15 protein-coding genes are annotated in these 12783 nt (G+C 57.7%); 4 read left to right on the forward strand and 11 right to left on the reverse strand.

Annotation, left to right across the window (positions count from 1 at the left end):
- Positions 1 to 11 precede the first annotated feature (11 nt).
- From ACW9E7_RS14615 to ACW9E7_RS14625, 3 genes are all read left to right on the forward strand, one after another.
- Complete coding sequence (locus ACW9E7_RS14615) at positions 12 to 1379, forward strand: 6-phospho-alpha-glucosidase (RefSeq protein ID WP_458727987.1); 1368 nt, start codon at positions 12 to 14, stop codon at positions 1377 to 1379.
- Between the two features lie 90 nt (positions 1380 to 1469).
- A complete protein-coding gene (gene sseA, locus ACW9E7_RS14620) occupies positions 1470 to 2315 on the forward strand; it encodes a 3-mercaptopyruvate sulfurtransferase (RefSeq protein WP_458727988.1) in 846 nt (281 codons plus the stop codon).
- Complete coding sequence (locus ACW9E7_RS14625) at positions 2315 to 3085, forward strand: MurR/RpiR family transcriptional regulator (RefSeq protein ID WP_271368298.1); 771 nt, start codon at positions 2315 to 2317, stop codon at positions 3083 to 3085. The genes sseA and ACW9E7_RS14625 overlap by 1 nt, the downstream gene beginning before the upstream one ends.
- 17 nt (positions 3086 to 3102) lie before the next feature.
- On the opposite strand, the gene sseB is transcribed toward ACW9E7_RS14625, so the two are convergent.
- The 11 genes from sseB to trmJ form a co-directional block, all read right to left on the reverse strand.
- Positions 3103 to 3879, reverse strand: a complete 777-nt coding sequence (gene sseB / locus ACW9E7_RS14630) for an enhanced serine sensitivity protein SseB (RefSeq protein ID WP_271368297.1) — start codon at positions 3877 to 3879, stop codon at positions 3103 to 3105.
- A 78-nt stretch (positions 3880 to 3957) separates the two neighbouring features.
- Positions 3958 to 5244 (reverse strand): aminopeptidase PepB, encoded by a 1287-nt coding sequence (pepB, locus tag ACW9E7_RS14635; RefSeq protein WP_149366375.1) that lies wholly within the window; start codon positions 5242 to 5244, stop codon positions 3958 to 3960.
- 60 nt (positions 5245 to 5304) lie between these two features.
- Entirely contained in the window at positions 5305 to 5505 is a 201-nt protein-coding gene (iscX, locus tag ACW9E7_RS14640) for a Fe-S cluster assembly protein IscX (protein ID WP_003860650.1), read from the reverse strand.
- A 1-nt stretch (position 5506) separates the two neighbouring features.
- Entirely contained in the window at positions 5507 to 5842 is a 336-nt protein-coding gene (gene fdx, locus ACW9E7_RS14645) for an ISC system 2Fe-2S type ferredoxin (protein WP_003860652.1), read from the reverse strand.
- 1 nt (position 5843) lies between these two features.
- Positions 5844 to 7694: a Fe-S protein assembly chaperone HscA gene (gene hscA / locus ACW9E7_RS14650; RefSeq protein ID WP_458727989.1), complete on the reverse strand. Its 1851-nt coding sequence runs from the start codon at positions 7692 to 7694 to the stop codon at positions 5844 to 5846.
- 14 nt (positions 7695 to 7708) lie between these two features.
- Positions 7709 to 8224, reverse strand: coding sequence for a co-chaperone HscB (gene hscB, locus ACW9E7_RS14655; protein WP_115876009.1), 516 nt, complete (start codon positions 8222 to 8224; stop codon positions 7709 to 7711).
- Between the two features lie 79 nt (positions 8225 to 8303).
- Positions 8304 to 8627: an iron-sulfur cluster assembly protein IscA gene (iscA, locus tag ACW9E7_RS14660; RefSeq protein ID WP_003860659.1), complete on the reverse strand. Its 324-nt coding sequence runs from the start codon at positions 8625 to 8627 to the stop codon at positions 8304 to 8306.
- A gap of 13 nt (positions 8628 to 8640) precedes the next feature.
- Positions 8641 to 9027 (reverse strand): Fe-S cluster assembly scaffold IscU, encoded by a 387-nt coding sequence (gene iscU, locus ACW9E7_RS14665; RefSeq protein WP_003860661.1) that lies wholly within the window; start codon positions 9025 to 9027, stop codon positions 8641 to 8643.
- Between the two features lie 24 nt (positions 9028 to 9051).
- A complete protein-coding gene (gene iscS, locus ACW9E7_RS14670; RefSeq protein WP_008502157.1) occupies positions 9052 to 10266 on the reverse strand; it encodes a cysteine desulfurase in 1215 nt (404 codons plus the stop codon).
- A gap of 119 nt (positions 10267 to 10385) precedes the next feature.
- Positions 10386 to 10877 (reverse strand): Fe-S cluster assembly transcriptional regulator IscR, encoded by a 492-nt coding sequence (gene iscR / locus ACW9E7_RS14675; RefSeq protein WP_045399615.1) that lies wholly within the window; start codon positions 10875 to 10877, stop codon positions 10386 to 10388.
- A gap of 216 nt (positions 10878 to 11093) precedes the next feature.
- On the reverse strand, positions 11094 to 11819 hold the full coding sequence (gene trmJ / locus ACW9E7_RS14680) for a tRNA (cytosine(32)/uridine(32)-2'-O)-methyltransferase TrmJ (RefSeq protein ID WP_111965142.1): 726 nt from the start codon (positions 11817 to 11819) through the stop codon (positions 11094 to 11096).
- A gap of 131 nt (positions 11820 to 11950) precedes the next feature.
- Here trmJ and suhB point away from each other — a divergent pair, with 131 nt between their 5' ends.
- Positions 11951 to 12754: an inositol-1-monophosphatase gene (gene suhB, locus ACW9E7_RS14685; protein WP_003860668.1), complete on the forward strand. Its 804-nt coding sequence runs from the start codon at positions 11951 to 11953 to the stop codon at positions 12752 to 12754.
- Positions 12755 to 12783: the final 29 nt, after the last annotated feature.

Consider the following 12783-nt stretch of genomic DNA (forward strand, 5'->3'; position numbering starts at 1 on the left):
AGGAGCTAAAGATGTTTACACCCCCATTCATTCTGTCGATTGCCGGCGGCGGCAGCACCTACACGCCGGGTATTGTGAAAAGCCTGATGGTGCGCCTGCAGGATTTCCCTCTGGCCGAAATCCGCCTTTATGACATCGACGAGGCGCGTCAAAACACCATTGCGCCCGTCGTCGAGAAAGTGATTCGCGACCACAGTCAGAGCATCAAATTTACCGTCACCAGCGATCCGGAAGTGGCCTTCAGCGGCGCGCATTTCGTCTTCGCCCAGATGCGCGTCGGCCAGTACAAAATGCGCGAGCAGGATGAGAAGATCCCGCTGCGTCACGGCGTGGTGGGCCAGGAAACGTGCGGACCCGGCGGGCTTGCCTACGGCCTGCGCACGATCCTGCCGATGGTGGAGCTTATCGATCTGGTCGATCGCTACGCGCATGAAAAAGCCTGGATCGTGAACTATTCCAACCCGGCGGCGATCGTCGCGGAGGGCGTGCGGCGTCTGCGCCCGAACGCGAGGGTGCTGAATATCTGCGATATGCCGGTGGCCGCGATGCGCAATATGGGGGCAATTCTGGGTGTCGATCGCCACAAGCTGGAGGTCGACTACTTCGGCCTGAACCACTTCGGCTGGTTTACCCGCGTGCTGGTGGACGGCGAAGACAAGCTGCCCGAGCTGCGTAAGCATATCGCAAAGTTTGGCCTGCTGACGGAAGACGCGGCTAAAACCGATCCGCAGCATTCCGATCCTTCATGGGTGAAGACCTGGCGCAATATCAAGCCGATCATGGACAACTTCCCGGAGTATCTGCCGAACCCGTATCTGCAGTACTACCTGATGCCGAACCAGATTGTGGAGCATCAGAACCCGGACTATACCCGCGCCAATGAAGTGATGGACGGGCGTGAGAAAAAGCTGTTCGCCGCTGCCGAAGAATATAAGCGAACCGGGATCCTACCGGATGCCTTCCACGTGGGCGTCCACGGCGAGTTTATTGTTGATGTCGCCTGCTCGCTGGCCTTTAACCTGCGCAGCCGACATCTGGTAATGGTGGAAAACCGCGGGGCGATCGCCAACCTGCCGTACGATGCCGTGGTGGAAGTGCCCGCTTATATCACCGCCGAAGGCCCGGAACCGATTCGCGTCGGTCAGGTGCCGCTGTTCCATCAGACCCTGCTGCAACAGCAGCTCGCCTCGGAACAGCTTCTGGTGGAGGCGACCATCGAGGGCAGCTATGAGAAAGCCCTGCAGGCGTTCACCCTCAACCGCACCGTGCCGACCATGGAACATGCGAAAGCGATTCTCGACGAGATGATCGAGGCCAACCGCGACTACTGGCCTGCGCTGCAAAAAGCCTGGCAGGACGGCGAACCGGTGAAAAAATAGGGGCTTGCTCGCGAGTTGAACGTGGTTTGCTTGTCGGTGTCAGAAAAAACACCGACAATCCTTTTTTACGGAAAAGAATGGAGGCAACCCATGTCCACCTCATATTTTGTCGCTGCCGACTGGCTGATTGAGCACGGCGACGATCCGGAAGTTCAGATTATTGACGCGCGTATGGCCCCTCCGGGACAAGAGCATCGTGACGTGCCCGGTGAATACCGTGCCGGGCATCTGCCTGGCGCGGTATTTTTTGATATCGAAGCCCTTTCCGATCGCAACTCTACCCTGCCGCACATGCTGCCGCGCCCGGAAGCGTTTTCCGTGGCGATGCGCGAGCTGGGCATCAGCAAAGATAAGCACCTCGTTGTGTATGATGAAGGTAACCTCTTCTCCGCACCGCGCGCGTGGTGGATGCTGAAAAACTTCGGCGTAGAAAAAGTCTCGATTCTGGCGGGCGGGCTGGCGGGCTGGAAACGTGACGAACTGCCGCTTCAGCAGGGTGACGTCACGCTGCCGGAAGGCGAATTCGACGCGACCTTTGACGCCCACGTGGTAAAACGCCTGACCGACGTGCTGGTCGTGAGCCATGAAAAAACGGCGCAAATCGTTGATGCCCGTCCTGCTCCGCGCTTCAATGCCCAAGCGGATGAACCACGTCCGGGGCTGAAGCGCGGACATATTCCGGGCGCGCTGAACGTGCCGTGGGGCGATCTGGTGTTTGAGGGCGAGCTGAAAACCACCGACGAGCTGCGCGCTATTTTTGACCAGTCAGGGGTTGATTTACATCGTCCGATTATTGCCAGCTGCGGTTCCGGCGTGACGGCCTGCGTAGTGATTCTGGCGCTCGCCACGCTCGGCGTAAGCGACGTCACGCTCTACGACGGCGCCTGGAGCGAATGGGGTGCGCGAGACGATCTGCCTGTCGAACCGGAAAAATAATGGATAACCGCCTGGCCACGCTGTTAACGCGCGGGACGTCTCTGACCCGCGCGGAGTATCGCGTCCTCGCCCACCTCACGGAGCATCCGCTGCTGGTGGGCAACACCACGGTTCGCGAGCTGGCGCAGGCGACGTTCGTTTCTACCGCCACCATTATGCGGCTGTGTCAGAAGCTGGGGTTCAGCGGCTTTAGCGAGTTTATCTGGCACTGCAAGCAGCTGCTCTCCGACACGCCGCATATTGCCGCTCAGGCGCAGTCGCGTCCTGAACTCCCGGTGCTGTTTAATCAGTTTATAGCCAACTATCAGCATACCTTTCAGTGGGTTACCCAGGAGAAACGCCAGCAGTTTGCTAACCTGCTGCGCCAGAAAGAGAGTTTCTTTCTCTACGGCGCCGGGTTTTCTTATCTGTTTGCGGAGTACCTGACCAAGAAGCTGCAGGTACTGGGCAAAACGGCGTTTATCTCCGGGCCGGGTGACAGCCGGAATATTTTCCTCAGTAACGCCGCCCGCTATCAGGTGTTTATTGCCGTCTCGCGCAGCGGCGAAACGGAACAGGTGCTGGATAAAGCGAGGATAGCCAAAAACGTCGGTATGACGATCGTCGCGTTTACCCGCGCCTCAGCCAATACGCTGGCGGGAATGGCGGACGTGCATTTTGCTCTCTATGACGAAGCGGTACACTTCGCCGCCGAAGCGGCAGGGGTGACGTCGTTTGAGTCGAATCTGGTGCTGCTGATGGATTTACTGCTGCTGGAAGCAACGGGGTGATATTCACCCCGCCGTAATCAGATGATGCGGTTAGTTTTAAGATCGCGCAGGAAACCGCCCCAGCGACGCTCGTAGAACGGGGTGATGTGCTCGGTAATAAAGTGGCTGATACCCTTCTCACCGTTTTTCACCTGGCAGATATCAATCGGCTCATCGCCCGGTAGCGTGTCGGTCGCCACGCTGCCCGCCGCCTGAATGATTTCGTCGATACCGCCATCGGCTTCAATACCGATCAACAGCACCGGCTGTTCGTCCGCACGCTCTTTAATGGAGCAGAGAAACGCGCGCCGGACGGGCTTGAGCGTTTTGAACAGCGTCGTCAGGGAATCAATCATCTGCGCGGGCGGCTCGGCCACCTCAGAGAGCAGCAGCGTTTCGCCCCCTTCCAGCACTTCCTGCGTGCTGAGCGGGTTGCCCTCTTCGCCAATCAGGTGGCTGATTTCACGCGGCGTAAACTCTTTCCCGGTCGGCAGCTTCGCGTTGAGGAATAGCGTCTGGCCGAGCGTCATTTCAAACAGGGTACGCACCGGCATCACCACGAACGCCTGTTCGTCTTCTACCGCTTTCTGAAGCGCTTCCAGCGAGGTGAAGAACGGGATCACCGACGTGCCGTCGTCTTTCTCCCAGTGCAGCAGATCCAGCGCGCTGTCTTCTACGACCTGCTCACCTTCCGCGGCGGTACCCGGCACCCAGACGGTGGATTCCAGCAGGGTGCGGAAAAATGCCGGACGGTGGGCGGGCTCGGTCGCCGCCTGCTCCAGCAGGGTTTCTAATTCGTTTTTGGTTTCGGACATAGCAATTCCAGATGATGCATTTCCCCCTCCCCCCGGCCCTCTCCCCGTGGGAGAGGGTTAGGGTGAGGGCAATGAAGATTACTCAGCCGTCAGCAGGTTCGCCACGGTACGCACGCCCAGACCGGTCGCGCCCGCGGACCACTGCTCCACCGCCGCTTTACGGTAGGTTGCGGAGCAGTCAATGTGCAGCCAGCCTTCGTGATAATTCTCAACGAAGTGGGACAGGAAGCCTGCCGCCGTACTTGCACCCGCCGGGTACGCCGCGCTCGCGGTGTTGTTCAGCTCGGCAAAGTTGGACGGCAGCTGGCTGCGGTGGAACTCGGCCAGCGGCAGACGCCAGAACGGTTCGTTTTCCGCAGCGGCGCTTGCCAGCAGGCGAGCAGCCAGCTTGTCGTCGAAGCTGAACAGCGCATGGTAATCGTTGCCCAGGGCGGTTTTCGCCGCGCCGGTCAGGGTCGCCATGTCGATGATCAGCTCAGGCTTCTGGGCAGACGCGTCGATCAGGCCATCGGCCAGCACCAGACGGCCTTCGGCGTCGGTGTTCATCACCTCAACGTTTTTACCGTTGCGGTAGCGAATAATGTCGCCCAGCTTGAAGGCGTTACCGCTCACCATGTTGTCCGCGCAGCACAGATACAGCTTCACGCGCTTTTTCAGACCGCGGGTAATCGCAAACGCCAGCGCGCCGGTGATGGTTGCCGCGCCGCCCATGTCGGACTTCATGGAGTCCATGAACGCGCTCTGCTTCAGGCTGTAGCCGCCGGTGTCGAAGGTGATGCCTTTACCTACCAGGCAGGCAAAGACCGGCGCTGCTTTATCGCCGGTTGGGTTGTAGTCCAGCGCCAGCAGGACCGGAGGACGCTCGGAGCCGCGGCCCACGGTGTGGATACCCATGTAGTTCTGCTCGCGCAGGTCTTCACCCTTGGTGATGCGGTAGGACATTTTGTCTCCCGCCACGCCGCACAGCAGGTCAACCGCGCGCTGCGCCAGCTGCTCAGGGCCTAACTCTTCCGCCGGAGCGTTAATGGTGTCGCGTACCCAGTCGATGATTTGCAGGCGGCTTTCCAGCTCTTTCTGACCGGCTTCGTCGAGGTTCGCCCACTCAATTTTGCGGCTGCCTTTCGGCCCTTTGTAACCCGCCCAGAATGCCCAGCTGCGGTCGGTGTCCCAGCCTTCGCCTTCCAGAGAAACATGCTTAATGCCCAGACCGTCGATTTTGCGGGCAGCACGCTGGATCAGGCCCAAATCATCGTTGCCCGTCAGGTGCAGGGTAATACCGTCGTTGTTGATGCTGTAGGTGGCTTTTTCGCCCCAGCGCGCGTCGGCGGGCTGCGTAGAGAGCGTAATCTTCATCGCTTCGGTCATTTTATTTTTCCTTATTAGCAACTAGCAAACGGGCCGCCTGAAGGCAGCCCGTTTTGTTATTTATTCTGCTTCATCTAACCAGACTAACAGAATCGCCTCCAGAATTTTTTCATTCGATGCGTTTGGATCGTCGTCGAAATCCTCTAAATCGCAGATCCACTGATGCATATCGGTGAATCGTACGGTCTTCGGATCGAGATCCGGGTTCGCGTCGTAGAGCGCTTCGCCGATTTCACGGCTGTCTGTCCACTTCAGTCCCATATTAATGCTCGCGTGCGTGGTTGATGGTGTAGCGTGGGAATTCCACGACCAGATCTTCATCGGTCACCGCGGCCTGGCAGCTCAAGCGACTGTCTGGCTCCAGACCCCATGCTTTATCCAGCATGTCGTCTTCATCTTCGGTGCTCTCGGCGAGAGAGTCGAAACCTTCACGCACGATGCAGTGGCAGGTGGTGCAGGCACAGGATTTTTCACAGGCGTGTTCCACTTCGATACCTGCACGCAGGGCTACATCGAGAATGGTTTCACCGGTCTTCGCTTCCAGAACAGCGCCATCCGGACAGAGGTCCGCATGAGGCAAAATAACAATCTTTGGCATATTAAACCTCGTCCACGGACTGGCCTTTCAGCGCGACGCGGACAGATTTGTCCATGCGGCGAGCAGCGAAGTCCTGGGTTTGTTTATCAACGTTTTTAATGGCTTCTTCTATTGCGTCAGCGTCATTGCCTTCGGCCACGGCGCTTAAGCGCGCGGCGGCTTCGTCAATCACCTGGCGCTCAGCGGCACTGAGCAGCGCGGCGTCGGCAGCGAGCGCGCCGTTCAGGCTCTCCAGCACGCGTGCGGCTTCCACTTTTTGTTCAGCCAGCATACGCGCCTTCACATCCTGCTCGGCGTAGCTCATTGAGTCCTGAATCATGGAGGCGATTTCGCCATCGGTCAGGCCGTAGGATGGCTTGACCTGAATGGACGATTCCACGCCGGTGGATTTTTCCATCGCCGTGACGCTCAGCAGACCGTCGGCGTCCACCTGGAAGGTGACGCGAATGTGCGCCCCGCCCGCAGGCAGCGCAGGGATACCGCGCAGCGCAAAGCGCGCCAGAGAGCGGCAGTCCTGCACCAGCTCGCGCTCGCCCTGCATTACGTGGATGGACATCGCGGTCTGGCCGTCTTTGAAGGTGGTAAACTCCTGCGCGCGCGCCACCGGAATGGTGGTATTACGCGGGATCACTTTCTCCACCAGGCCGCCCATGGTTTCTAAGCCCAGCGACAGCGGGATGACGTCCAGCAGCAGCATTTCGCTGTCCGGCTTGTTGCCGACCAGAATATCGGCCTGGATCGCTGCGCCCACGGCAACCACTTTGTCCGGGTCGATGGAGGTCAGCGGCGTGCGGCCAAAGAATTCGCCCACGCGCTCGCGCACCAGCGGCACGCGGGTCGAACCGCCCACCATGACCACTTCCAGCACCTCGTTCGCCTCAACGCCCGCATCTTTCAGTGCGCGACGGCAGGCCAGCAGGGTGCGTTTAACTAAAGGCGCAATAAGTTCGTTGAACTGGTCGCGGGTGATCTCTCCCTGCCAGCCCGCAACGTTCACACTTACGGACTGCGCATCGCTCAGGGCGATTTTGGCGTCAATGGCCGCATCCAGCAGTTCACGCTGTACGCGCGCATCGCTGCGATCGCTGATGCCCGCCTGCTCGCGGATGTAGTCCGCCAGCAGGTGGTCGAAGTCATCGCCGCCCAGCGCGGAATCCCCGCCGGTCGCCAGTACTTCAAACACCCCGCGGCTCAGGCGCAGGATAGAGATATCAAACGTCCCGCCGCCGAGATCGTAAACCGCGATCACCCCTTCCTGACCGGAATCGAGGCCGTAGGCAATCGCAGCCGCCGTCGGTTCGTTCAGCAAACGCAGCACGTGCAGGCCCGCCAGACGCGCGGCGTCTTTGGTGCCCTGGCGCTGTGCGTCGTCAAAGTAGGCAGGAACGGTGATCACCACGCCGTCCAGATCGCCGCCGAGCGTCGCCGTGGCACGCGCCGCCAGCGCTTTGAGGATGTCAGCAGAAACACGAATCGGGTTCAGCAGACCGGCCGCGGTCGCAATCATCGGCAGGCCGTTTTCACTGGCCTGCAGCTGATACGGCAGATGCGGGTAGCGGGTCTGAATATCGGCCAGCGAGCGGCCCATCATGCGCTTGACGGAGCTGATGGTGTTGGCCGGATCGCGCGCGGCGTTAGCGCGGGCGTCATAGCCTACCGCGTGACCCTGCTGCTGGTAGTGGACCACGGAAGGCAGCAGATGGCGGCCCTGCTCGTCAGCCAGCGTTTCCGCCTGGCCGCTGCGCACGGTCGCCACGAGGGAATTGGTGGTGCCCAGATCGATACCCACCGCCAGACGACGCTGGTGCGGTGCGGCACTTAAGCCAGGCTCACTAATTTGTAATAAGGCCATAATTGCTTCCGAAATTAAAAATCGAGCAGCTTTTCTTCGAGTTGTTCAGCACTGCTTCGCAGTTTATCGAGAAAACGGAGTTTGCGCACAGTATCTGCCGCCACGTCCCAGGTCTCGTTGTTCAGTTGCTCCACCATCTGCTGATGGCGGGTATCGAACATGCCCTTCACGCGCGTAATAAAGCTTTCCAGACGCACTTCGTCTTTGGCCTGTTCAATCTCATCGAGCTCTTCGCGAAGCTCCAGCTGCTCCATCAGAAACGCCGTGTCGCGCACGGTGTGCTGTTCGCTCGCCAGATCAAAACCGTGGAGCGAGAGCAGATATTCAGCGCGCGCCAGCGGGTGGCGCAGCGTCTGCCAGGCCTGGTTGATGGTGGCAGAGTGGGAAACCGCCGCCAGCTGCTCTGCCTGAGTACCGCTCGCGAATTTGTCCGGATGGTACTGACGCTGCAGATCCTGAAAACGGATCGTCAACGCCTGGAGATCGATCGGGTATTGAGCGGGTAGTCCGAAGAGAGTGAAGTAATCCATAACAATCTCAGGGGTAGCCTGTTAGAACAAACCCCACGCGCAGCGGGTACGCCACGGTGGGGTTTCGGATGACGCGCGGTTAAACGTGGAAGCTTTCGCCGCAACCACACTCGTCTTTGACGTTCGGGTTCGTGAATTTAAACCCTTCGTTCAGGCCTTCTTTAACGAAGTCCAGCTGAGTGCCGTTGAGGAATTGCAGGCTTTTGCCATCGACCACCACCTTCACGCCCTTGTCTTCAAACACGGTGTCGTCAGACGCCGGTTCATCAACAAACTCCAGTACGTAAGCCATACCAGAACAGCCGGAGGTACGTACGCCCAGTCGCAGGCCAAAGCCTTTACCACGGTTCGCCAGAAAAGAGCTTACTCGCGCGGCAGCGCTGTCGCTAAGGGTAATCGACATACTCAAACCTCAATTATTTTGCTTCACGTTTGCTTTTGTAATCCGCAATGGCGGCTTTGATCGCGTCTTCTGCCAGAATTGAGCAGTGAATTTTCACCGGTGGCAGTTCGAGTTCTTCAGCAATATCCGTGTTCTTAATTGCCTGTGCTTCGTCCAGAGACTTGCCCTTCACCCATTCGGTAACCAGGGAGCTGGACGCAATTGCAGAACCGCAGCCGTAGGTCTTGAAGCGCGCGTCTTCAATGATACCTTCATTGTTGACTTTAATCTGCAACTTCATCACGTCGCCACACGCTGGCGCACCGACCATGCCGCTTCCAACAGATTCGTCGCTGTTGTCAAAAGAGCCAACGTTGCGTGGGTTTTCGTAATGATCGATGACTTTTTCGCTGTATGCCATGATTGAATTCTCCTTATGTACCGATTAGTGATGTGACCATTCAATGCTGTTCAGATCCACGCCCTGCTTGAACATTTCCCACAGTGGAGAAAGGTCGCGCAGACGGCCAATGGAGTTGCGAACCAGCTTGATGGTGTAGTCAATCTCTTCTTCGGTAGTGAAACGACCTAAAGAGAAACGGATAGAACTGTGTGCCAGCTCGTCAGTCATACCCAGCGCACGCAGCACGTAGGATGGCTCAAGGCTTGCAGACGTACAGGCAGAACCGGAAGAAACCGCCAGGTCTTTCAGCGCCATGATCAGCGATTCGCCTTCAACATAGTTGAAGCTGACGTTGAGGATGTTCGGAGCACCCTGCTCGAGATCGCCGTTCAGATACACTTCTTCCATATCTTTCACGCCGTCCCACAGACGGTTACGCAGCGTGCGCAGGCGTGCCATCTCAGTTTCCATCTCTTCTTTTGCAATGCGGTAGGCTTCGCCCATGCCCACGATCTGATGAACAGGCAGCGTACCGGAACGCATGCCGCGCTCGTGACCGCCGCCGTGCATCTGTGCTTCGATGCGGATACGTGGTTTACGACGAACGTACAGCGCGCCGATCCCTTTCGGGCCATAGATTTTGTGGCCGGAGAAGGACATCAGGTCCACTTTCAGCTGGCTCAGGTCGATAGGCAGTTTGCCCACGCTCTGAGTCGCGTCCACATGATAGATGATACCGCGCGCGCGGCACATTTCGCCGATGGTCGCGATGTCCTGAACGACGCCGATTTCGTTGTTAACGTGCATGATGGAGACCAGAATGGTGTCATCACGCATGGCCGCTTCGAGCTCTTTCAGATCGATAATGCCGTTGCTCTGTGGCGCCAGATAGGTGACTTCGTACCCTTCACGCTCCAGTTGACGGCAGGTGTCCAGCACGGCTTTGTGTTCGGTTTTGCTGGTGATGATGTGCTTGCCTTTTTTCTGATAAAAGTTGGCTGCACCTTTGATCGCCAGGTTGTCGGATTCGGTCGCGCCGGAGGTGAAAACAATTTCACGCGGGTCGGCACCGACCAGGTCAGCAATCTGATTACGGGCGATATCAACCGCCTCTTCAGCATGCCAGCCAAAACGGTGTGAACGGGAAGCTGGGTTACCAAAGTTTCCGTCCAGGGTCAGACACTGCATCATTTTCTCGGCAACACGCGGGTCCACCGGCGTGGTTGCGGAGTAGTCGAGATAAATCGGTAATTTCATTGCTCTATAAACTCCGTACATCGCTTCAATGCAAGGAATCAGGCAACCGGCTGGATGTACGACCGAGTACACGGGGCGAGTCTTCGCCCCGGCCTGATTCTGAAATACTTATCGTTTTATTACGCGCGCAGTTTGACGTCGATAGCGTCCTGCGCGCGGGTGCTGCGTTGGGAATCATGGCCGTGCTGACGGCCCGATACGTCCAGAACTTCCTGGTTATTCACCAGCTCACCGAGGGTGATGTTGTTGAGGAAGCCGGTCAAACGGTCGCTCAGATCGCGCCACAGCGCGTGGGTCAGGCATTTGTCGCCGCCCTGACAGCCGCCTTTACCCTGGCAACGGGTCGCGTCAACGGATTCGTCAACTGCGCTGATCACTTCGCCAACTGCAATACTGCCCGCGTCTTTACCCAGCAGATAACCGCCGCCTGGGCCACGAACGCTGGAAACCAGTCCATTTTTACGCAGTCTGGAGAACAGCTGTTCCAGGTAAGAGAGGGAGATCCCTTGTCGTTCAGAAATATCAGCCAACGGAACCGGGCCCGCTTCGGAGTTGAGCGCAACGTCCAGCATCGCGGTCACGGCATAACGCCCTTTAGATGTCAGTCTCATGTCTTACTTAACCTCAAACTCGCCCCTGCCCGGGGTTTTTTATTGTAAAATGGGGGTATTGCATAGCAGGGCCAAGTCTGACATTCCTGACTAAAATGGTCAACTATTTACTTGACTGTTTTAGTCAGGTATTTAACCTTCTGTGCCTTCAAAACCCAGGTGCGGGCTGATGCCCTCATCCCGGCCCTCTCACACAGGGAGAGGGGGAAATCGACACTACTCTTTATTCTTCTGCTCAATCGACGCCAGAATCCCGCGCAGGATGTTCAGCTCCTGGCTTTCCGGACGCGCGCGGGTAAACAGACGGCGCAGCTTGTTCATCACCTGCCCCGGGTGGCCTTCGCGAATAAAGCCGGTTGAGAGCAGCGTCTGCTCCAGATGACCGTAGAAGCGCTCAAGGTCATCCACCAGCGGGTAAGCCGTCTCTTCTTTTGGCTCGACCTCTTTCTCCTGCGTCGCCAGCCACGCCATTCGTACTTCGTAAGCGATAACCTGCACCGCCATCGCCAGGTTCAGCGAGCTGTACTCCGGGTTTGCCGCAATCGCGACGTGATAATGACACTTCTGCAGCTCGTCGTTAGTCAGGCCTACGCGCTCGCGGCCAAACACCAGCGCAACCGGTGCCTGTGCTGCTTCCGAGACACTTTTCAGGCCGCATTCACGCGGATCGAGCATTGGCCACGGCAGCGTGCGTGAACGCGCGCTGGTCCCGACAACGAGGCTGCAGCCGGCCAGCGCTTCGTCAAGGGTATCGACGATCTGGGCATTGCCGATTACGTCGCTGGCACCTGCCGCCAGCGCGATAGCCTGCGAGTCAGGCTTCACCAGCGGGTTAACCAGCCACAGGTTCGTTAAGCCCATGGTTTTCATAGCGCGGGCAACGGAGCCCATGTTGCCGGTATGCGATGTTTCAACCAGCACAATTCGAATGTTTTGCAGCATAATTTTTAATGTCTGAATTCAGTGTCTGAAGAATATTCGGGCATATTATCATAAACGGGAGACATAATCCGATCCCGCTGCTATACTCTGCGCCGATTTTCCTGTTCTTTAACATCCAGTGAGAGAGACCGATGCATCCGATGCTGACCATCGCCGTGCGCGCAGCGCGCAAGGCGGGTAATGTAATTGCCAAACACTACGAAACGCCAGACTCCGTAGAAACCAGCCAGAAAGGCAGCAATGATTTCGTGACTAACGTCGATAAAGCCGCAGAAGCGATTATTATCGAAACGATCCGCAAATCTTACCCACAGCACACCATCATCACCGAAGAAAGCGGTGAACATGAAGGTACCGATCAGGATGTTCAATGGGTTATCGATCCACTGGATGGCACCACCAACTTCGTTAAACGCCTGCCACACTTCTCTGTGTCTATCGCAGTACGCATTAAAGGCCGTACTGAAGTCGCCGTTGTGTACGATCCAATGCGTAACGAACTGTTCACCGCGACCCGTGGTCAGGGCGCACAGCTGAACGGCTACCGTCTGCGCTGCAGCAACGCACGCGATCTGGACGGCACCATTCTGGCGACCGGTTTCCCGTTCAAGGCGAAACAGCACGCGACCACCTACATGAATATCCTGGGCAAACTGTTCACCGAATGCGCGGACTTCCGTCGCACCGGTTCTGCTGCGCTGGATCTGGCCTACGTGGCAACCGGCCGCGTTGACGGTTACTTCGAACTCTCACTGAAGCCATGGGATTTTGCAGCGGGCGAGCTGATCGCACGTGAAGCAGGCGCCATTGTGTGTGACTTCACCGGCGGCCATAACTATATGTCTACCGGCAACATCGTTGCGGGTAACCCACGCGTTGTTAAAGCCATGCTGGCAAACATGCGTGATGAACTGAGCGATGCGCTGAAGCGTTAATCCCGGTAATTCCCTCTCCCTGTGGGAGA

The sequence above is a fragment of the Enterobacter sp. H2G27 genome (assembly GCF_054403075.1).